General features: G+C 71.4%; 17 protein-coding genes. 12 read left to right on the plus strand and 5 right to left on the minus strand.

Annotated elements, in window-relative coordinates:
- Nucleotides 1-206: 206 nt before the first annotated feature.
- The 6 genes from ftsZ to ACIG3E_RS12030 all read left to right on the plus strand — a co-directional run bounded on the left by ftsZ (nucleotide 207) and on the right by ACIG3E_RS12030 (nucleotide 5177).
- Nucleotides 207-1433 (plus strand): cell division protein FtsZ, encoded by a 1227-nt coding sequence (ftsZ, locus tag ACIG3E_RS12005; protein WP_172384043.1) that lies wholly within the window; start codon nucleotides 207-209, stop codon nucleotides 1431-1433.
- Between the two features lie 26 nt (nucleotides 1434-1459).
- Nucleotides 1460-2170, plus strand: coding sequence for a peptidoglycan editing factor PgeF (gene pgeF, locus ACIG3E_RS12010; protein WP_375256691.1), 711 nt, complete (start codon nucleotides 1460-1462; stop codon nucleotides 2168-2170).
- Nucleotides 2171-2176: 6 nt separating this feature from the next.
- Nucleotides 2177-2896: a YggS family pyridoxal phosphate-dependent enzyme gene (locus ACIG3E_RS12015; RefSeq protein WP_399614445.1), complete on the plus strand. Its 720-nt coding sequence runs from the start codon at nucleotides 2177-2179 to the stop codon at nucleotides 2894-2896.
- A gap of 126 nt (nucleotides 2897-3022) precedes the next feature.
- Nucleotides 3023-3670 (plus strand): cell division protein SepF, encoded by a 648-nt coding sequence (locus ACIG3E_RS12020; protein ID WP_399614448.1) that lies wholly within the window; start codon nucleotides 3023-3025, stop codon nucleotides 3668-3670.
- An 81-nt stretch (nucleotides 3671-3751) separates the two neighbouring features.
- On the plus strand, nucleotides 3752-4036 hold the full coding sequence (locus tag ACIG3E_RS12025; protein ID WP_030679335.1) for a YggT family protein: 285 nt from the start codon (nucleotides 3752-3754) through the stop codon (nucleotides 4034-4036).
- Nucleotides 4037-4082: 46 nt separating this feature from the next.
- On the plus strand, nucleotides 4083-5177 hold the full coding sequence (locus tag ACIG3E_RS12030; protein ID WP_399614451.1) for a DivIVA domain-containing protein: 1095 nt from the start codon (nucleotides 4083-4085) through the stop codon (nucleotides 5175-5177).
- A gap of 220 nt (nucleotides 5178-5397) precedes the next feature.
- Here ACIG3E_RS12030 and ileS read toward each other — a convergent pair whose 3' ends face one another.
- Complete coding sequence (ileS, locus tag ACIG3E_RS12035; protein WP_399614454.1) at nucleotides 5398-8574, minus strand: isoleucine--tRNA ligase; 3177 nt, start codon at nucleotides 8572-8574, stop codon at nucleotides 5398-5400.
- Nucleotides 8575-9173: 599 nt separating this feature from the next.
- On the opposite strand from ileS, the gene ACIG3E_RS12040 reads away from it, so the two are divergent.
- The 5 genes from ACIG3E_RS12040 to ACIG3E_RS12060 all read left to right on the plus strand — a co-directional run bounded on the left by ACIG3E_RS12040 (nucleotide 9174) and on the right by ACIG3E_RS12060 (nucleotide 14551).
- Complete coding sequence (locus ACIG3E_RS12040) at nucleotides 9174-10694, plus strand: TraR/DksA family transcriptional regulator (RefSeq protein ID WP_399614456.1); 1521 nt, start codon at nucleotides 9174-9176, stop codon at nucleotides 10692-10694.
- Between the two features lie 77 nt (nucleotides 10695-10771).
- On the plus strand, nucleotides 10772-11374 hold the full coding sequence (gene lspA, locus ACIG3E_RS12045) for a signal peptidase II (RefSeq protein ID WP_399614458.1): 603 nt from the start codon (nucleotides 10772-10774) through the stop codon (nucleotides 11372-11374).
- Between the two features lie 70 nt (nucleotides 11375-11444).
- Nucleotides 11445-12386 (plus strand): RluA family pseudouridine synthase, encoded by a 942-nt coding sequence (locus tag ACIG3E_RS12050; RefSeq protein ID WP_399614460.1) that lies wholly within the window; start codon nucleotides 11445-11447, stop codon nucleotides 12384-12386.
- A complete protein-coding gene (locus tag ACIG3E_RS12055) occupies nucleotides 12383-12868 on the plus strand; it encodes a GNAT family N-acetyltransferase (protein WP_399614462.1) in 486 nt (161 codons plus the stop codon). The genes ACIG3E_RS12050 and ACIG3E_RS12055 overlap by 4 nt, the downstream gene beginning before the upstream one ends.
- 96 nt (nucleotides 12869-12964) lie before the next feature.
- Nucleotides 12965-14551 carry a Na+/H+ antiporter gene (locus ACIG3E_RS12060; protein WP_399614464.1) on the plus strand — a complete coding sequence of 529 codons (1587 nt, stop codon included), beginning with the start codon at nucleotides 12965-12967 and terminating at the stop codon, nucleotides 14549-14551.
- Between the two features lie 12 nt (nucleotides 14552-14563).
- On the opposite strand, the gene ACIG3E_RS12065 is transcribed toward ACIG3E_RS12060, so the two are convergent.
- Nucleotides 14564-15655 carry a mechanosensitive ion channel family protein gene (locus ACIG3E_RS12065; protein WP_399614467.1) on the minus strand — a complete coding sequence of 364 codons (1092 nt, stop codon included), beginning with the start codon at nucleotides 15653-15655 and terminating at the stop codon, nucleotides 14564-14566.
- 77 nt (nucleotides 15656-15732) lie between these two features.
- Between ACIG3E_RS12065 and ACIG3E_RS12070 the strand changes: the two genes are divergently transcribed.
- Complete coding sequence (locus tag ACIG3E_RS12070; RefSeq protein WP_399614470.1) at nucleotides 15733-16302, plus strand: dienelactone hydrolase family protein; 570 nt, start codon at nucleotides 15733-15735, stop codon at nucleotides 16300-16302.
- A 57-nt stretch (nucleotides 16303-16359) separates the two neighbouring features.
- Here the strand turns inward: ACIG3E_RS12070 and ACIG3E_RS12075 are convergent, their stop codons facing one another.
- The 3 genes from ACIG3E_RS12075 to ACIG3E_RS12085 form a co-directional block, all read right to left on the minus strand.
- Nucleotides 16360-18060: an alkaline phosphatase D family protein gene (locus ACIG3E_RS12075; protein WP_399614473.1), complete on the minus strand. Its 1701-nt coding sequence runs from the start codon at nucleotides 18058-18060 to the stop codon at nucleotides 16360-16362.
- A 104-nt stretch (nucleotides 18061-18164) separates the two neighbouring features.
- Nucleotides 18165-18983 (minus strand): thioredoxin domain-containing protein, encoded by an 819-nt coding sequence (locus ACIG3E_RS12080; protein ID WP_399614475.1) that lies wholly within the window; start codon nucleotides 18981-18983, stop codon nucleotides 18165-18167.
- Between the two features lie 38 nt (nucleotides 18984-19021).
- The gene (locus tag ACIG3E_RS12085) at nucleotides 19022-19711 is read right to left on the minus strand and encodes a hypothetical protein (protein ID WP_399614477.1); all 690 of its coding nucleotides are present in this window, start codon (nucleotides 19709-19711) and stop codon (nucleotides 19022-19024) included.
- Between the last annotated feature and the right edge of the window lie 31 nt (nucleotides 19712-19742).

Genomic DNA, 19742 nt, shown 5'->3' on the forward strand with positions numbered 1-19742 from the left:
CGGGAGGTTCGGCGTGTTCGTTGAACGCGCGCCACTTGTCGACTTAGTGTCCTGTTCGGAAGAGTCCAGGGAACAGACACACTGGTAACCCTAAACTTCAGCGTTAGGGTTCGGGTCGGCGATTCGGACCGTCCCATTCGGCATCAGTCGACGTATCGCGGCAGTGCGGTACGACGACACGTAACTCGAGGCGAGAGGCCTTCGACGTGGCAGCACCGCAGAACTACCTCGCAGTCATCAAAGTCATCGGTGTCGGCGGCGGTGGTGTCAATGCCATCAACCGGATGATCGAGGTCGGTCTCAAGGGCGTCGAGTTCATCGCCATCAACACCGACGCGCAAGCCCTGTTGATGAGCGACGCCGACGTCAAGCTTGACGTCGGCCGTGAACTCACCCGCGGACTCGGCGCCGGCGCCAACCCGGCCGTCGGCCGCAAGGCCGCCGAGGACCACCGCGAGGAGATCGAGGAGGTCCTCAAGGGGGCCGACATGGTCTTCGTCACGGCCGGTGAGGGCGGCGGCACCGGCACGGGCGGCGCGCCCGTGGTCGCCAACATCGCGCGCTCACTCGGCGCCCTGACGATCGGTGTGGTCACCCGGCCGTTCACCTTCGAGGGCCGCCGTCGCGCCAACCAGGCGGAGGACGGCATCGCCGAGCTCCGCGAAGAGGTCGACACCCTCATCGTCATCCCGAACGACCGGCTGCTCTCCATCTCGGACCGCCAGGTCAGCGTGCTCGACGCCTTCAAGTCGGCCGACCAGGTCCTGCTCTCCGGCGTTCAGGGCATCACCGACCTCATCACCACCCCCGGCCTGATCAACCTCGACTTCGCCGACGTCAAGTCGGTCATGTCCGAGGCCGGTTCGGCGCTCATGGGCATCGGCTCGGCCCGCGGCGACGACCGCGCGGTGGCCGCCGCCGAGATGGCGATCTCCTCGCCGCTCCTGGAAGCCTCCATCGACGGCGCCCGCGGGGTGCTGCTCTCCATCTCCGGCGGCTCCGACCTCGGCCTGTTCGAGATCAACGAGGCGGCCCAGCTGGTCAGCGAGGCCGCCCACCCGGAGGCCAACATCATCTTCGGCGCGGTCATCGACGACGCGCTCGGCGACGAGGTCCGGGTCACCGTCATCGCCGCCGGGTTCGACGGCGGACAGCCGCCGGCCAAGCGGGACAACGTCCTGGGATCGGCCTCCAGCAAGCGCGAGGAGCCCGCTCCCGCCAGCCGCCCCGCCGAATCCTCCCGTCCGGGACCGGCCTTCGGCGGCCTCGGCAGCGTCACGCCGCGCGAGGAGCCCCCGGCCCCGGAGCCCGTCGAACCGGCTCCGGTGAACGAGGCGCCCGCGACGCCGGTGACGCCCCCGCAGGTCCCGCCGACCCGTCTGCACCAGGACAGCCAGGCCGAAGAGCTGGACGTGCCGGACTTCCTGAAGTGATAGGCAAGCGCTCCGGAACGAGCACTGTGAGCGGCGCGCACTTCGCCTTCACCGACCGGTGGGGCGGAGTGAGCGCCGTTCCGTACGCGGAGCTCAACCTCGGCGGAGCGGTCGGCGACGACCCCGACGCCGTCCTGCACAACCGCGAACTGGCCGCCAAGTCCCTGGGCATCGACCAGGGACGGGTGGTCTGGATGAACCAGGTGCACGGCCGGGACGTCGCCGTGGTCGACGGGCCCTGGCCCGCGGACCAGGAGATTCCGGCGGTCGACGCCGTCGTCACCGCCGAGCGGGGCCTCGCCCTCGCCGTGCTGACCGCCGACTGCACGCCCGTACTCCTCGCCGACCCGGTGGCGGGCGTCGCCGCCGCGGCGCACGCGGGCCGTCCCGGCATGATCGCCGGGGTGGTGCCCGCGGCCGTCGAGGCCATGGTGGCCCTCGGCGCGGAGCCCGGCCGGATCGTGGCCCGCACCGGGCCCGCGGTCTGCGGCCGCTGCTACGAAGTGCCCGCGGACATGCGCGCCGACGTCGCCGCCGTGGAACCCGCGGCGTACGCCGTCACGAGCTGGGGCACCCCCGCGGTCGACGTGACCGCCGGAGTGCACGCCCAGCTCGAGCGGCTCGGGGTGCGCGACCGGGAGCAGTCGCCGGTGTGCACGCTGGAGTCGGGAGACCACTTCTCGTACCGCCGCGACCGCGTCACCGGTCGGCTCGCGGGCTATGTCTGGCTGGACTGATGGGGCATGACGGACCGTAAGTCGGAAATCGCCACGAATCTGGCGCAGGTGGAAGAGCGCATCGAGGCGGCCTGCGCGGCCGCCGGGCGCAAGCGTGAAGAGGTGACCCTCATCGTGGTCACCAAGACCTACCCCGCGAGCGACGTACGCGCGCTCGCGGAGCTCGGCGTCCGGCACGTCGCCGAGAACCGCGACCAGGACGCGGCGCCCAAGGCCGCCGCCTGCGCGGACCTGCCGCTGGACTGGCACTTCGTCGGCCAGCTGCAGACCAACAAGGTGCGTTCCGTGGTCGGTTACGCGGACGTGGTGCAGTCGGTGGACCGGCCGAAGCTCGTCACCGCGCTCTCGGCCGCGGCCGTGCGCGCCGGGCGGGAGGTGGGCTGCCTGCTCCAGGTCGCCCTCGACGCCGGGGAGAGCGGCCGCGGGGAGCGGGGTGGCGTCGGCCCCGGCGGAATCGAAGAGTTGGCCGGTCTCGTGGCCGACGCCCCCGGGCTCCGGCTCGACGGTCTGATGACGGTCGCGCCGCTCACCGGGGAGTACGCGGGACGGCAACAGGCGGCGTTCGAGCGGCTGATGGTTTTGTCGACTGCCCTGCGCGTGGCCCATCCGGCTGCGAACATGGTGTCGGCAGGTATGAGTGCGGACCTCGAACAGGCCGTTGCGGCCGGTGCGACACATGTGCGCGTCGGGACAGCGGTACTCGGAGTCCGACGCGGGCTCGGGTAACGTCGCCAGGAAGTCGGACCACAGCAGAAAATATGGTCATTCCCACCCCTGAGCGGGGATGACTCGTGGATCGCGGGCAGTTGGTGACGACCCTCTCGATCCACCACAGAGCGGAGGACTCAGAGCATGGCCGGCGCGATGCGCAAGATGGCGGTCTACCTCGGCCTCGTGGAGGACGACGGTTACGACGGCCGGGGCTTCGACCCCGATGACGATTTCGAGCCCGAGCCGGAGCCCGAGCGCGACCGCCGGCGGCACGAACCACCGCACCAGTCGCACCAGTCCCACCTCGCGGACCGGGACTTGGAACGGGACGAATCGGTACGAGTGGTGCAGCCACCGGCACAGCGCGAACCGGCGCCGCGACCCGCTTCGCTTGCCGCCGAATCGGGACGACCGGCGCGAATCGCCCCCGTGGCATCTATCACACCTGAACGTCAGAGCCTGGAGAAGAACGCACCGGTGATCATGCCCAAGGTCGTGTCCGAGCGGGAGCCCTACCGCATCACCACGCTTCACCCCCGGACCTACAACGAAGCCCGTACCATCGGGGAACACTTCCGCGAAGGCACCCCGGTGATCATGAACTTGACGGAGATGGACGACACCGACGCGAAGCGACTTGTCGACTTTGCGGCCGGTCTGGTCTTCGGTCTGCATGGCAGTATCGAGCGAGTGACGCAGAAGGTGTTCCTGTTGTCGCCTGCTAACGTCGATGTCACGGCGGAGGACAAGGCCCGTATCGCAGAGGGCGGGTTCTTCAACCAGAGCTGAGACGCAGTGCAGTAGCCAGCAGCAGTACCGGACCGATTCAGCGCGGATGCGACCAGAAGCAGGGGAGAGGGAAACGCGGACATGGGCGTGGTCTTGCAAGTGATCTACATCGCGCTGATGTGTTTCCTCATCGTGCTGATCTTCCGGCTGGTCATGGACTACGTCTTCCAGTTCGCCCGCTCATGGCAACCCGGCAAGGCGATGGTGGTCGTTCTGGAGGCCACCTACACTGTCACCGATCCACCGCTCAAGCTTCTGCGGCGGTTCATTCCGCCGCTACGTCTCGGCGGCGTGGCGCTCGACCTGTCCTTCTTCGTACTGATGATCATCGTCTACATCCTGATCACCGTCGTGAGCCAGCTGTGAACGATACGGTCTTGCCGAATGCCGACGACTACGTTGAGGTGAAGAGATGCCGTTGACCCCCGAGGACGTGCGGAACAAGCAGTTCACGACCGTCCGCCTCCGAGAAGGCTATGACGAGGACGAGGTCGATGCCTTCCTCGACGAGGTCGAAGCCGAACTGACGCGCCTGCTCCGCGAGAACGAGGACCTGCGCGCCAAGCTGGCCGCAGCCACGCGCGCGGCCGCGCAGAACCAGCAGCAGGGCAACATGCGCAAGGGCCCCGAGGGCGGCCCCCAGGACCAGCGAGGTCCCGGCGCGCCCGTGCCCGCCGCAATATCTGGTCCGCAGCCGGTTCCGCCGCAGCAGCAGATGGGCGGCCCGATGGGCGGCCCGCCGCAGCTGCCCGGCGGTGCGCCGCAGCTGCCCGCAGGCCCCAGTGGGCACGGCCCGCAGGGTGGTCCGCAGGGTCCCGGCCCGATGGGTCAGGGTCCGATGGGCGGCCCGATGGGTGGTCCCATGGGCGGCCACGGCCCGCAGATGCCGCAGCCCGGCCAGGGCCCCGGCGGCGACAGCGCCGCCCGTGTGCTCTCGCTCGCGCAGCAGACCGCCGACCAGGCGATCGCCGAGGCCCGTTCCGAGGCCAACAAGATCGTGGGCGAGGCCCGTTCGCGCGCCGAGGGCCTGGAGCGGGACGCCCGTGCCAAGGCCGACGCCCTGGAGCGGGACGCGCAGGAGAAGCACCGGGTCGCGATGGGCTCCCTGGAGTCCGCCCGCGCCACCCTGGAGCGCAAGGTCGAGGACCTGCGCGGCTTCGAGCGCGAGTACCGCACGCGGCTGAAGTCCTACCTGGAGTCGCAGCTGCGTCAGCTGGAGACCCAGGCCGACGACTCGCTCGCCCCGCCGCGCACTCCGGCGACCGCCTCGCTGCCGCCGTCCCCGGCGCCTTCGATGGCCCCGGCCGGCGCGGGTGCCCCGTCCTACGGCGGCAACCAGTCGATGGGCGGCAACCAGCCCGCGGGCGGTCCGTCGTACGGCGGCCAGCAGCAGATGTCGCCCGCGATGACGCAGCCGATGGCGCCGGTGCGGCCGCAGGGCCAGCCGCCGATGCAGCAGGCTCCGTCCCCGATGCGCGGCTTCCTCATCGACGAGGACGACAACTGACGGGCGACACCACGCCATAGGCGTCGGCAGCGTTCAGGGCGGAGCCCCCGGATTCCCCGGGGGCTCCGCCCTTTTGCGCGTGCTGCCGTGGGCGTGCTGCCGGGTGCGCTGTCGCGCGTGTGCTGCCCGGTTCCCGCCGTGCCCACGGCGGCGCGTACGACATGACGAAGGCCCGGTCCCGCCAAGCTGCTTGGCGGGACAGGGCCTTCGGTCGTGGGGGTTACGCCTTGCGGAGGCGGAACGTCAGGTTCAGGGAGTCGTCCTTGAACGGCTCGCCGTAGCTGTCGTCCGCGTCGCCGGAGGCGAAGTCCGTGGCGAGGACCTCGTCCGCGATGAGCGCGGCGTGCTCGGTCAGGGCCGTGGTGACGGCCTCGTCCGCGGACGCCCAGCGCAGCGCGATGCGGTCCGCGACGTCCAGGCCGCTGTTCTTGCGGGCCTCCTGGATCAGCCGGATCGCGTCACGCGCGAGGCCCGCCCGGCGCAGCTCGTCCGTGAGCTCCAGGTCGAGGGCGACCGTGGCACCGGAGTCGGACGCCACCGACCAGCCCTCGCGCGGGGTTTCGGTGATGATGACCTCGTCCGGGGCGAGCGTCACGGTCTCGCCGTCGACCTCGACGGACGCGGTGCCCTCGCGCAGGGCGAGGGACAGCGCGGCCGCGTCGGCCTCGGCGACGGCCTTGGCCACCGCCTGGACGCCCTTGCCGAACCGCTTGCCGAGGGCGCGGAAGTTGGCCTTCGCGGTGGTGTCGACCAGGGAGCCGCCGACTTCGGAGAGGGAGGCCAGGGAGGACACGTTCAGCTCTTCGGTGATCTGGGCGCGCAGCTCCTCGCCCAGCGTCTCGAAGCCGGAGGCGGCGACCAGGGCGCGGGACAGCGGCTGGCGGGTCTTGACGCCCGACTCCGCGCGCGAGGCGCGGCCGAGCTCCACCAGGCGCCGGACCAGGACCATCTGCCGCGAGAGCTCCGGGTCGACGGCCGACAGGTCGGCCTCCGGCCAGGTGGACAGGTGCACCGACTCCGGGGCGTCCGGGGTGACGGGCACGATCAGGTCCTGCCAGACGCGCTCGGTGATGAACGGCGTCAGCGGGGCCAGCAGGCGCGTGACCGTCTCGACGACCTCGTGCAGGGTGCGAAGCGCCGCCTTGTCGCCCTGCCAGAAGCGGCGGCGCGAGCGGCGCACGTACCAGTTGGAGAGGTTGTCGACGAAGGCCGACAGGAGTTTGCCCGCGCGCTGGGTGTCGTAGCCCTCCAGGGCCTGCGTCACCTGGTCGGTGAGCGCGTGGAGCTCGCTGAGCAGCCAGCGGTCCAGGAGCGGGCGGTCGGCGGGCGCCGGGTCGGCGTCCGAGGGGGCCCACTTCGACGTACGGGCGTACAGCGCCTGGAAGGCGACCGTGTTCCAGTACGTCAGGAGGGTCTTGCGGACGACCTCCTGGATCGTGCCGTGGCCCACGCGGCGGGCCGCCCAGGGGGAGCCGCCCGCGGCCATGAACCAGCGGACCGCGTCGGCGCCGTGCTGGTCCATCAGCGGGATCGGCTGGAGGATGTTGCCGAGGTGCTTGGACATCTTGCGGCCGTCCTCGGCGAGGATGTGGCCGAGGCAGACGACGTTCTCGTAGCTCGACTTGTCGAAGACGAGCGTGCCGACCGCCATCAGCGTGTAGAACCAGCCGCGGGTCTGGTCGATGGCCTCGCTGATGAACTGCGCTGGGTAGCGGGACTCGAACAGTTCCTTGTTCTTGTACGGGTAGCCCCACTGGGCGAAGGGCATCGAGCCCGAGTCGTACCAGGCGTCGATGACCTCCGGCACGCGCACCGCTTCGAGGGAGCAGCCCTCGTGGGTGCAGGTGAAGGTGATGTCGTCGATGAACGGGCGGTGCGGGTCCAGGTCCGTCTGGTCGGTGCCGGTCAGCTCGGTGAGCTCCGCGCGCGAGCCGACGCAGGTGAGGTGGTTCTCCTCGCAGCGCCAGATGGGCAGCGGGGTGCCCCAGTAGCGGTTGCGGGACAGGGCCCAGTCGACGTTGTTGGTCAGCCAGTCGCCGAAGCGGCCGTGCTTGACCGACTCGGGGAACCAGTTGGTCTTCTCGTTCTCCTGGAGGAGGCGGTCCTTGACGCTGGTGGTGCGGATGTACCAGGACGGCTGCGCGTAGTACAGGAGCGCGGTGTGGCAGCGCCAGCAGTGGGGGTAGCTGTGCTCGTACGCGATGTGCTTGAAGAGCAGGCCGCGGTCGTCCAGGTCCTGGGTGAGCGTTTCGTCGGCCTTCTTGAAGAAGACGCCGCCGACCAGCGGGACGCCCTCCTCGAAGGTGCCGTCCGGGCGGACGGGGTTCACGACGGGCAGGCCGTACGACCGGCAGACCTTGAGGTCGTCCTCACCGAAGGCGGGGGACTGGTGGACGAGACCGGTGCCGTCCTCCGTGGTCACGTAGTCGGCGTTGACGACGAAGTGGGCCTCGGCCGGGCTGTGCTCATTGCTTCCCTCGCTGGCGCTCGGAAAGTCCACGAGCTCGAAGGGGCGCTGGTACGTCCAGCGCTCCATCTCGGCACCGGTGAACTTCTGGCCCGTGGTCTCCCAGCCCTCGCCGAGGGCCTTCTCCACCAGGGGCTCGGCGACGACGAGCTTCTCCGTGCCGTCGGTGGCGACGACGTAGGTGACCTCCGGGTGGGCGGCCACCGCGGTGTTCGACACCAGCGTCCAGGGGGTCGTCGTCCACACCAGGAGGGCGGCCTCGCCCGCGAGGGGGCCGCCGGTGAGCGGGAAGCGGACGTAGACGGACGGGTCGACGACCGTCTCGTAGCCCTGCGCCAGCTCGTGGTCGGACAGGCCGGTGCCGCAGCGGGGGCACCAGGGGGCGACGCGGTGGTCCTGGACGAGGAGGTCCTTCTTGAAGATCTCCTTCAGGGACCACCAGACGGAGTCCACGTACTCCGGGTTCATCGTGCGGTACGCGTCGTCCAGGTCGACCCAGTAGCCCATGCGGGTCGTGAGCTCGGCGAAGGCGTCGGTGTGGCGGGTCACGGACTCGCGGCACTTGGCGTTGAACTCGGCGATGCCGTACGCCTCGATGTCCTTCTTGCCGTTGAAGCCGAGCTCCTTCTCGACCGCCAGCTCGACGGGCAGGCCGTGGCAGTCCCACCCGGCCTTGCGGGCCACGTGGTAGCCGCGCATGGTGCGGAAGCGCGGGAAGACGTCCTTGAAGACGCGGGCCTCGATGTGGTGGGCGCCCGGCATGCCGTTGGCGGTGGGCGGGCCCTCGTAGAACACCCACTCGGGGCGGCCCTCGGACTGCTCCAGGCTCTTGGCGAAGATCTTCTGCTCGCGCCAGAAGTCGAGCACGGCGTGCTCGAGGGCGGGCAGGTCGACCTGGGCGGGTACCTGGCGGTACTGCGGCGGCGTCATATCGCGCTTCCTCCGGCGGACGTGCGTTCCGTTCCGTCGGAGGGACGAGAGCCTTGTCTGCGCTCCCGCGGTACCACCCTCCTTGGCCGTCGTGGCGCCGGTGGCGCTCTTGACGACCCCCTCATTGGGGTCGCGATGCCGGTTCTACTCGCTTGTGCCCCGCCTCTGCGGCGGTGGGCTGCGGCTTTCCTCCGGCGGCTCCGGGGTGATCTTCACGTCGCGCTCGCCCCCGGGCTCGCACCGTCCCCGGGTCGCTCATGGCTGCGTACGTCGCTACTCGTCCCCATCCAAGCTTTTCGCTCCGGCCAGTGTACGGCGCCCGGGGAGGGGCGGCCCACCGGATTTCGACGGGCCCCGGGCGGTAGGGGGCGCGAGGGGCGTACTGACCCGAATGGCGAGACGCGCGCCAACGTGTCCCGGTGCGCCCCGGCCGGCGGATTACGGGGCGGGGAGCTGGGCACAACGCATGAAGGCTCGCCGCGCGGCGCCCGTGGGGCGGGCGAATCGGGCGGCGTGCCCCGTTGCCGCGGGCCTGGAGTCGATTTATCGTCCCAGCACGATTCGCGTGCAAGATCACAATATGTGAAGGGGCCGCGGCCATGGTGGCGAAGAAGACCGCCGTACAGCAGTCGGCGTCCAGCAGATCCACCGCCGCGGGGGCCGGCGGGGCGGCCGGAGAAGGGGGCGGTAAGGCGTCCCGCGCCGTGAAGACCGTGCGGGCGGGTGCCGCGGGTGCCGCGGGTGCCGCGGGCACCGCCGGGGTGGGGCCGAAGAAGACGGCCACGAGGGCCGCCGCCTCCGGGGCTCCGGCCGGGAAGGCCCCCGCCAAGAAGGCCGCCGCTTCGAAGACGGCCTCGGCCGTGACCACGAGGGCGACGGCGGAGAAGGCGACAGCCAAGAAGACCGCGACCAAGAAGGTCGCGACCAAGAAGACCGCGACCAAGAAGGCCGCGACCAAGGAGACGGCGACCAAGAAGGTCGCGGGCAAGAAGGCGGCCGCGAAGGCCCCGCCTGAGGAGACGGGCGCCGAGCAGGCACCACCGGCGAAGAAGACCGCGACGAAGAAGAACGTGGCCAAGGGGGCCGTGGCCAAGGAGGCCGGGGCCAAGAAGACCTCGGCCAAGAAGGCGGCGACCAAGAAGGCTGCTGTCAAGGAGTCGGTCGCCGAGAAGGCGGTCGCCAAGGAGGCCCCAGCCAAGGAGGCCGCGACGAAGAAGTCCGTGGCCAAGGAGGCCTCGGCCAAGAAGGCGGCGACCAAGAAGGCTGCTGTCAAGGAGTCGGTCGCCGAGGAGGCGGTCGCCGAGGAGGCCCCGGACAAGAAGGCCGCTCCCAAGAAGGCCGCTCCCAAGAAGGCTGCGGCCAAGAAGGCCGCTCCTAAGAAGGAGGCGTCGGCCAAAGCGGCGGCGCGGCCGCAGGCGGCGGGCACGGCCGGGGGCCGGAGCGCGGCAGGAGGTGCCGCCCCCGGCAGGGAGGTGAGCGGGGGTCGTGGTGCGTCCAAGAAGGGGACGGGGGCCACGGCGAGGAACCGAGGGACCAGCACACGTTCGGCCAAGAAGACGGCCGCGCCCGCGGCCGAGGATGCGGCTCAGGCCGCGGAGACGACGGGAGCCACGACAGTGGTTGCGAAGAAGACTCCGGGCACGGCGACGGCGACGCAGCAGGCGGCAGCCGCGACGAAGACGGGAACGGGAACGGTACCGAAGGCGCGGGCCGCGACCGTGCCCGGCGAGCTCGCGGTGCGGCCCGGCGAGGACCCGTGGACCCCGGCCGAGGTCGCCGAGGCGCGGACCGAGCTGATGGCGGAGACGATGCGGCTGCGCACCGAGATCGAGGCGTCCGAGGCGTCCCTGGCGGGGCTGATGCGGGACTCCGGGGACGGCGCGGGCGACGACCAGGCGGACACCGGCACCAAGAACATCACGCGCGAGCACGAGATGGCCCTGGCGGCGAACGCCCGGGAGATGCTGGAGCAGACCGAGCGCGCCCTGGAACGCCTCGACGCGGGCACGTACGGGCTCTGCGAGAACTGCGGCAACCCGATCGGGAAGGCCCGCATGCAGGCCTTCCCGCGCGCGACCCTGTGCGTCGAGTGCAAGCAGAAGCAGGAGCGGCGCTCCTGAGCGCGGCCTGGAAACCGGCTGCCTTATGCATGTGTCGTACCCTCGTCCCAGTCAGGTACCTAGGTTGAGGGATTCACGTGGCAGAGGCGGAGCGCATCATCGGTACGCCGGACATCCCTGAGGCAGAGCACGGCGCCGACGGCGGCCAGGACGCCGAGGGCGGCCAGGACACCGAGGGCGCACAGAAGCCCACGGGCAAGCGCAAGATCGCCGTGCTCTTCGGTGTGGCCCTGGTCGCGTACGCCCTGGACCTCGTCAGCAAGATGGTCGTGGTCGCCAAGCTGGAGCACCACGAGCCGATCGACGTGGTCGGTGACCTGCTGCGCTTCAACGCCATCCGCAACGCGGGCGCCGCCTTCGGCATGGGCGAGGCGTACACCATCATCTTCACGGTGATCGCAGCGGGCGTGATCGTGGTGATCGCCCGGCTCGCGCGCAAGCTCTACAGCCTGCCCTGGGCGATCGCGCTCGGCCTGCTGCTCGGCGGCGCGCTCGGCAACCTGACCGACCGGATCTTCCGCTCGCCCGGCGTCTTCAAGGGCGCGGTCGTCGACTTCATCGCCCCCAAGGGCTTCGCGGTGTTCAACCTCGCGGACTCGGCGATCGTCTGCGGCGGCATCCTGATCGTGCTGCTCTCCTTCCGCGGGCTCGACCCGGACGGGACCGTGCACAAGGACTGACCCGTACCGAAGGCCCCGCGCGCGGGGCCTTCGGTACGGGAGTGTCCGCCCCCTCCTGCATACTCGTGGGGTGAGCACGATTCCCGAGATCCGTACCCTGCCCGTGCCCGACGGCCTGGAGGGCGAGCGCGTCGACGCCGCCATCTCGCGCATGTTCGGGTTCTCCCGCACGAAGGCCGCCGAGCTGGCGGCCGCCGGAAAGGTGCTGGTCGACGGGTCGGTGGCGGGCAAGTCCGAGCGCGTGCACGGCGGCGCCTGGCTGGAGGTGGAGATGCCGCAGGCGCCCGCCCCGGTGCAGATCGTCGCCGAGCCCGTCGAGGGCATGGAGATCGTGCACGACGACGAGGACATCGTCGTGATCGTCAAGCCCATCGGCGTCGCCGCGCACCCGAGCCCCGGCTGGACCGGCACCACCGTGATCGGCGGCCTCGCGGCGGCGGGGTACCGCATCTCGACGTCCGGCGCCGCCGAGCGCCAGGGCATCGTGCACCGCCTGGACGTGGGCACCTCCGGCCTGATGGTGGTCGCCAAGTCCGAGCGGGCGTACACGTCGCTGAAGCGCCAGTTCAAAGAGCGCACGGTCGACAAGCGGTACAACGCGCTGGTGCAGGGCCACCCCGACCCCATGAGCGGCACCATCGACGCCCCCATCGGCCGCCACCCGAACCACGACTACAAGTGGGCGGTCACCGCCGAGGGCAAGCCCTCGGTCACGCACTACGACCTGATGGAGGCCTTCCGCTCCGCCTCGCTGCTCGACATCAAGCTGGAGACGGGCCGCACCCACCAGATCCGCGTCCACATGGCCGCCCACCGCCACCCGTGCGTGGGCGACCTGACGTACGGCGCGGACCCGACGATCGCCAAGCGCCTGGGCCTGACCCGGCAGTGGCTGCACGCGGTGCGGCTCGGCTTCGAGCACCCCGGGGACGGCCAGTGGGTCGAGTACGCGAGCGGCTACCCCGACGACCTCCAGCAGGCCCTCGACCGGGTGCGGGCGGAGAGCCAGTGAGCACCCCGGTGAGCACCCAGGTGAGCTGCCGGGACGCGGTCGGCCAGGAGGACCTGGACGCCTGTTTCGCCATCCGCAAGGAGGTCTTCGTCGCCGAGCAGGGCGTGCCCGAGGACCTGGAGTACGACGCGTACGACACGGGCGCCCTGCACGTGCTCGCGGTGCGCCGCGAGGACGGGGCGCCGCTCGGCACCGGCCGGCTCCTCACGGGCGAGGCCGCGGCCGCCAAGAACGGCGGGGACGCCACCGTGGGGTCCCTGGGCAGGCTGGCCGTGCTGCGCACCGCGCGCGGGCTCGGGATCGGGACCGCGCTGGTGGGGGCCATCGAGAACGCCGCCCGCGAGCGCGGGCTCGGCGCCGTCGACCTGCACGCGCAGACGTGCGCCCTGGGGTTCTACGAACGGCTGGGGTACGAGGTGTACGGCCCGGAGTTCCCCGACGCGGGGATCCCGCACCGCGCCATGCGCAAGGCGCTGCGCTAGGGCTTGTCCGGCGGGCGGGTGATTCGCCCTGTTTGCCCCCTTCCGTGGCAAGGTTGAGGTCCTGATCGTGCAGGACTCGGCTCCCGGAGGGCACCCGTGGATCAACTGGCGCTGCTGCTCGTCCTGTTGCTGGGGGCCGTGGTGACCGTGCCGCTGGGGGACCGGCTCGGCCTTCCCGCGCCCGTCCTGATGACGCTCGGGGGCATCGTCCTCGCGTATCTGCCCTTCGTGCCGAACGTGGACGTGCCGCCGGACTTCATCCTGCCGCTGGTGCTTCCGCCGCTGCTCTACGCCGCCGTGCAGCGCACGTCCTGGCGGCAGTTCGCAGCCAACATCCGCCCCATCCTGCTGCTCGCCGTCGCCCTCGTCTTCGTGACGACGGCGGCCGTCGCGGCCGTCGCGCACGCGATCGTGCCGGGCCTGCCGCTGGCCGCCGCGCTCGCCCTCGGCGCGCTCGTCGCCCCGCCCGACCCGGTCGCGGCGACCGCCGTGGCCGGGTCGCTCGGCCTGCCGCGGCGCCTGGTGTCGATCCTGGAGGGCGAGGGCCTGTTCAACGACGTCACGGCGATCGTGCTCTACCACGTGGCGATCGCCGCCGCCGTCAGCGGCACCTTCTCCTGGCCGTCGGCGGCCGGTCAGCTGGTGCTCTCCGCGGTCGTCGCCGTGGCCGTGGGGCTCGCGCTCGGCTGGCTGAGCAACCAGCTGATGGGCCGGCTCGCCGACGCGACGCTCCAGACGGGCCTGACCCTGCTCGTGCCGTTCGTCGCGTACGTCCTCGCCGAGGAGCTGCACGGCTCCGGCGTCCTCGCCGTCCTGACCACCGCGCTGTATCTCGCCGAGCACGCCGTCGACGCCGACGACGTGCTCGGCCGGATCACCGGCCAGTCCTTCTGGCAGATCGTCGACACACTGGTCACCGGCGTCGCCTTCGGGCTCATCGGGCTCGAACTGCACAACGTCTTCGGCACGTCCGAGGGACGCGAGTGGCAGATGCTCGGCTGGGGCGCCGTCGTCGTGGCCGTCGTCGTCGGCGTACGGCTGCTGTGGCTGCTGCCCGCGACGTGGCTCGCCAAGCGGCTGCACCAGCGGCGCGACTACGACGAGGAGATCCCCATGTCGTGGCGCGAGACCGTCGTCATGTGGTGGTCGGGGATGCGCGGCGTCGCCTCGGTCGCGCTCGCCCTCGCCATCCCGCTCAAGACGGACGACGGGGTCCCGTTCCCGGGCCGCGACGAGGTCGTCTTCATCGCCTTCTGCGTCATCATGGCCACGCTCGTCGCCCAGGGCCTGACCCTGCCCTGGCTGGTGAAGAAGCTCGGCGTGCGCGCGGACACCGACGCCGAGCGGGCCCTGGAGCGCGACCTCGCGCTGCGCGCCGCGAAGGCCGCCAAGGCCCGGCTGCGGGAGATCGAGGAGGTCGAGGAGCTGCCGGAGGAGCTGTCCGAGCGGCTCCTGCGCGGCGCCTTCGACATCGGCGCCAGGATCAGCCCGGACATCGTCGACGACGAGCGGCGCGAGCGGTACGCCAAGCGCGCCGACCGCTTCAAGGCCGTCCAGCGCATCCAGCGCGAGATGATGTCGGCCGCCCGGCACGCGGTCCTCTCCGCGCGCAGCGAACCCGGCTCCGACCCGGAGATCGTGGACCGGGTCCTGCGCCAGCTCGACGTCCGCAGCCTGCGCTGACGGGCGCCAGGGTCAGCCCCGGCCCGTGCGCGGCGTGTGCGGTGGCGTCGGCCGCGGCCGGGCGTCGTCGGGCGGCAGCTCCGCCCAGGCGGTGTTGACCCGCGGCAGCGCGTACGGATGGTGCTCGGCCAGCCAGGTGACGAGCTGCTCGCGGACCGTGACCCGTACGGTCCAGATGTCGTCGGCGTCCTTGGCGGTGGCGAGCGCGCGCACCTGGATCGTGCTGACCGTGGTGTCGGTGACCGCAAGGCCCCAGTCCCGGCCGTCCCAGGCGGCGCAGTCGCGCAGCACGTCGTGCAGCTTCTCGCGCATGGCCGCGACGGGGGCGCTGTGGTCGAGCTGGAAGAAGACCGTGCCGGTCATCTGGGAGCCACCGCGCGACCAGTTCTCGAACGGCTTCGACGTGAAGTACGAGACGGGCATCGTGATCCGCCGCTCGTCCCAGGTGCGCACGGCCAGGAACGTCAGCGTGATCTCCTCCACGGTGCCCCACTCGCCGTCCACGACGACCGTGTCGCCGATCCGCACCATGTCGCCGAACGCGATCTGGAGTCCGGCGAAGAGGTTCCCGAGCGTGGACTGCGCGGCGACGCCCGCCACGATGCCCAGGATGCCCGCGGACGCCAGGAGCGAGGCCCCGGCCGCCTGCATCGCGGGGAACGTGAGCAGCATCGCGGCCACCGCCACCACGCCGATCAGGGCCGCGACGACGCGCTGGATCAGCGTCACCTGCGTACGGACGCGGCGCACCCGGGCGGGGTCGCGGTGGGCGGCGGCGTAGCGCGCGTACGACGCCTCCACTATCGCCGTGGAGATCCGCACCGCGAGCCACGCCACCGAGCCGATCAGGACCAGGGTGAGCGCTCTGCCGATGCCCGCCGAGTGGTCCTCGGCGATCTTCGCGTGCGCGTACGAGCCGCGCAGCAGGGCGGCGCACAGGACGACTTGCAGGGGCAGGCGGCAGCGGCGGAGCAGTCCCCACAATGGACGCTGCGGCTGCAGGGCGTCGGCACGGCGCAGCGCCGTGTCCACCAGCCAGCCGACGGCCAGGGTGAGCACGAGCACGGCGCCGACCACGATCAACGGTCGCAGGACGTTCTCCATGTCTCCGAGGGTAGGTGGAGCGGGTGGGCCGTTCGAGGGTAGGTGGGGCGGGTGGGGACGGATGGCACGATGGATCCATGAACATCGTGCTTTTCCATTCGACGTACGGGCTGCGGCCCGCGGTGCGCGCGGCGGCCGACCGGCTGCGCGCGGCGGGCCACCAGGTGTGGACCCCCGACCTCTTCGAGGGGCGCGTCTTCGACACCGTCGAGGAGGGCATGGCCCACCAGGAAGAAGTGGGCAGGGACGAGCTCCTCAAACGTGCGGTTCTGGCCGCGGCGCCGTACTCGGACCGCGGCCTGGTCTACGCGGGCTTCTCGTTCGGCGCCTCGGTCGCGCAGACGCTCGCGCTCGGCGACGACAAGGCGCGTGGCCTGCTGCTCCTGCACGGCACGAGCGACATCGCCGAGAACGCGTCGGTGGACGGCCTGCCCGTGCAGCTGCACGTCGCCGAGCCCGACCCGTTCGAGACGGACGACTGGCTGAGCGCCTGGTACCTGCGGATGGGCCGGGTCGGCGCCGACGTGGAGGTCTACCGCTATGCCGGTGCGGGCCACCTGTTCACCGACCCGGACCTCGACGACTACGACGCCGACGCGGCCGAGACCACCTGGCGCACGGCCCTCGGCTTCCTGGAAACCCTCTAGGGGGCGCCAGCCGGGGCACGGTGTCGCGCGTGCGCCACACCGTGCCCCGACGAGCGGTCAGCGCACCGGCTCGCGCACCCGCTCCACCTTCTGCGTCCCGCTGAGCGTGCGGTACGAGCGGGCCCAGGACGACGTGGCCTTGGGGTCCTTGCGGTCGGAGACCACGTAGTAGTCCATCTGCGAGCGCTCGGCGGTCACGTCGAGGACGCCGTAGCCGTGCGAGTCCATGTCCAGCCACTTCACATGGCGGTTGGCGGCCTTGACGGCGGCGACGCCGACGAGCGACAGCGTGTGCGGCGCCACCTTCAGATAGTCGTCGACGTTGTCGGAGGTCACGGACGTGACGACGAACTCCGTGGCGGCCGACGGCGACGACGGGTACGTGGCGGCCGTGACGGGCACGTCGTTCGCCCAGGCCATGTGGATGTCGCCGGTCAGGAACACCGTGTTCTTGACGCCCTTGTCCCGCAGGTGGCCGATCAGCTCCTTGCGGTCGTGCGTGTAGCCGTCCCACTGGTCGGTGTTGACGGCCAGGCCCTCCTTGGGCAGGCCGAGCAGCTTGGCCAGCGGCGCGAGCAGATGCGCCGGGAGGGAGCCGAAGGCCACCGGCGAGATCATCACCGAGGTGCCGACGAGCTTCCACGCGGCGTCGGAGGAGGCCAGGCCCGCCTTCAGCCAGTCGAGCTGGGCGCGCCCCGCGATCGTGCGCTCCGGCGAGTCCACGGCGCCGCTGCCGGGCTTGGCCTGCTGGGAGCGGAACGAGCGCAGGTCGAGCAGGTGCAGATCGGCCAGCTTGCCGAAGCGCAGGCGGCGGTAGACGGTGCCTTCGGTGGAGGGGCGGACCGGCATCCACTCGAAGTACGCCTGCTTGGCGGCGGCCACGCGCGCGGCCCAGGGGCCCTCGGTCTCGGGCTGGTGGTTCTCCGCGCCGCCGGACCAGGTGTCGTTGGCGAACTCGTGGTCGTCCCAGATCGCGATGACCGGGTGCGTGGCGTGCATCGCCAGGGCGTCCGGGTCGGTCTTGTGGACGCCGTGGCGCTCGCGGTAGTCGGCGAGCGTGACGATCTCGTGCCGGGGGCGGTGCTCGCGCACCAGGCCGCGGGTGGAGGCGTAGCCGCCGGACGCGTACTCGTACAGGTAGTCGCCGAGGTGCAGGACCGCGTCGAGCTCGGTGCGGGCCGCGAGGTGGCGGTACGACGAGAAGTACCCCGCCTCCCAGTTGGCGCAGGAGACCACGCCGAAGCGGACGCCGGGCGCGGCCGCGTCGTGCGCGGGCGCGGTGCGGGTCCGGCCGACGGGGGAGCGCACCGTGGAACCGCCCTCTACGGAGAAGCGGTAGTAATAGGTGGTCGCCTGGCGCAAGCCCCTTACATCCGCCTTGACGGTGTGGTCGCTCGCCGCGGTCGCGGTGGTGGTTCCCCGGCTGACGACCCGGGTGAAGCCCTTGTCCTCGGCCACCTCCCAACCCACCCGCACGTCGGGGCCCTTGCCGGAGCCGGGCACCGCGTCCGGGGTCGGTGTGACGCGCGTCCAGAGCAGGACGCCGTCGGGCAGCGGGTCGCCGGAGGCGACACCGTGCGCGAAGGCCGGGCCGTCGGTGGCGCGGGCGGTCCCGGCGGCCGCGAGCGGCGCGGCGAGGGCGGCGGTGGCGGCCGCGGCCTTGACGACGGTCCGGCGGCGCGGCGTGAGCGCGGCGGCCCGAGGTCTGCCGGAGTCCTCGGCGTCCGCGGGGGAGTTGTTGTCTATTCGACTGGTCATGAGGAGGAACCCTACGGACCAGTAACGCGGAAAGAGCGGGCGCCCTCGAAAAGTTCGCCCGCTCTTCCCCAAGCCGTCTACCGCGCTTGCGTGATGACTTCCGGTCAGGCCTTCAGGGCCTTGTCCACGGCCTTGGTGAAGTCCTCGGGCGTCATCGGGGCGTTGCGGCCGTCGGGGCCCTTGAGCTGCTTGCCGTTCATGACGAAGGCCGGGGTGCCCTCGACGCCGTCCTTGTTGTCGCTGAAGGCGTCCGACACGGCCAGGGCCCAGCGGTCGTACGTGCCGTCCTTGACGTCCTTCTTGAAGGCCGCGCTCTTCTTGAGCTCGGGCACCTCGTTGGCGATCTTCAGCAGGTACGCGTCGTCCTTGAACTTGTCCTGGTCCTCCGCGGGGTGGTTGTCGGCGGAGTACAGGGCCTTCTTGTAGGCGAGGAAGGCGTCCGGGGAGACGTTCAGGGCGGCGCCCAGCGCGCTCATCGCGTTGCGCGAGCCCTCGCCGGGGAAGTTGCGGTCGAGGAAGGTCGCGCCGACGAACTGGACCTTGTACTTGCCGTCCTTGAGGTCCTTCTCGACGGTCGGGCCGACGGCCTGCTCGAAGCTGGCGCAGATCGGGCAGCGCGGGTCCTCGTAGACCTTGAGGGTCTTCTTGGCGCTGGCCTTGCCGACGACGATCGTCGTGCCGTCCTTGCCCGAGGTGTTGGCGGGCTTGACCAGCTTCTGGTCCTTGGCCTCTTCCCAGTAACCGGGCTTGTTGTTCTGGACGACGGCGTAGCCGATGCCGCCGGCGATGGCGATGACGCCGACGACGGACGCGCCGACGATGATCGACCGCTTGCGCTTCTCGCGCTGGCGCTCGGCTTCCTGCTGGGCGCGGATCCGCTCGCGGGCGGCCTGCTTGGCGGCCTGGCTGTTGCGCTTGCTCATGGTGGTACTCCGTGATGGTGGGAGGGGGACGTGCGTACTCAGGCGACAGCGGCCGAGTACGGCGGTCCACGCCGTCCCACGCAGTGCACGAAGAGCCGGGTGCGCGCCGCCCGCGCCCGGAGCACGGGCCGCGGCGCGCGCTGCCCCGGGGCGACCCGGGCGGTCACCACGGCCAGGGCGATCAGGAGCGGCCGGAAGGTGGCGGCGGCCACCGCGCGCAGCAGCTGGGCGAGGGCGCGCTCGCCCCGGTGCAGCCACGCGGCGGCGGCGAGTCCGACGCCGACGTGCGTGGCGAGCAGCAGCCAGGCCGCGCCCGGGTCGGCGTCCGCGAGCAGGGCGGCGGCGCCGTGCAGCCGCTCGCCGCCCGCCATCCGGGCCAGGGGGGTGCCGACGTCGGCGCCGCCGCACAGCACGTCGACGCCGAAGGAGCGCAGCGGGCCCGCGACCGGGCCGCCTGCCTGGCCGTAGCAGACGTGCTGGCCGGTGGTGAAGACCGTGTCGGCGGCGAGCTCCAGCGGGACGAGCAGCGCGGCGATCTTGCCGAAGCCGCGCTCGCGCCCGGCCAGGGCGTACGCGATGACGTAGACGACGGCCGTGATCCCCAGGCAGGTGGTCAGCGGCAGCGGGGCCCGGGACAGCAGGATGTGCGACGCGGCGGACAGCAGCACGACGACCGTCGTGAACAGCGCCGCGCGCACGACTCTCAGCTGGGTCCCGAATATGTCCATCGCGGAAGTGAGTGTCCCACGGGCCGTCGTA

Origin of the sequence: Streptomyces sp. NPDC053474 (assembly GCF_044544845.1) — a bacterium.
Lineage (GTDB): Bacteria > Actinomycetota > Actinomycetes > Streptomycetales > Streptomycetaceae > Streptomyces.

What these genes read in the sequence shown, in the direction of transcription:
- ACIG3E_RS12070 (WP_399614470.1), top strand. Translation starts at nt 15,733, where the DNA reads ATGAACATCGTGCTTTTCCATTCGACGTACGGGCTGCGGCCCGCGGTG.
- ACIG3E_RS12020 (WP_399614448.1), top strand. Translation starts at nt 3,023, where the DNA reads ATGGCCGGCGCGATGCGCAAGATGGCGGTCTACCTCGGCCTCGTGGAG.
- ACIG3E_RS12030 (WP_399614451.1), top strand. Translation starts at nt 4,083, where the DNA reads ATGCCGTTGACCCCCGAGGACGTGCGGAACAAGCAGTTCACGACCGTC.
- ACIG3E_RS12025 (WP_030679335.1), top strand. Translation starts at nt 3,752, where the DNA reads ATGGGCGTGGTCTTGCAAGTGATCTACATCGCGCTGATGTGTTTCCTC.
- ACIG3E_RS12085 (WP_399614477.1), bottom strand. Translation starts at nt 19,711, where the DNA reads ATGGACATATTCGGGACCCAGCTGAGAGTCGTGCGCGCGGCGCTGTTC.
- ACIG3E_RS12075 (WP_399614473.1), bottom strand. Translation starts at nt 18,060, where the DNA reads ATGACCAGTCGAATAGACAACAACTCCCCCGCGGACGCCGAGGACTCC.
- ileS (WP_399614454.1), bottom strand. Translation starts at nt 8,574, where the DNA reads ATGACGCCGCCGCAGTACCGCCAGGTACCCGCCCAGGTCGACCTGCCC.
- ACIG3E_RS12015 (WP_399614445.1), top strand. Translation starts at nt 2,177, where the DNA reads ATGACGGACCGTAAGTCGGAAATCGCCACGAATCTGGCGCAGGTGGAA.
- ACIG3E_RS12040 (WP_399614456.1), top strand. Translation starts at nt 9,174, where the DNA reads ATGGTGGCGAAGAAGACCGCCGTACAGCAGTCGGCGTCCAGCAGATCC.
- ACIG3E_RS12065 (WP_399614467.1), bottom strand. Translation starts at nt 15,655, where the DNA reads ATGGAGAACGTCCTGCGACCGTTGATCGTGGTCGGCGCCGTGCTCGTG.
- ACIG3E_RS12080 (WP_399614475.1), bottom strand. Translation starts at nt 18,983, where the DNA reads ATGAGCAAGCGCAACAGCCAGGCCGCCAAGCAGGCCGCCCGCGAGCGG.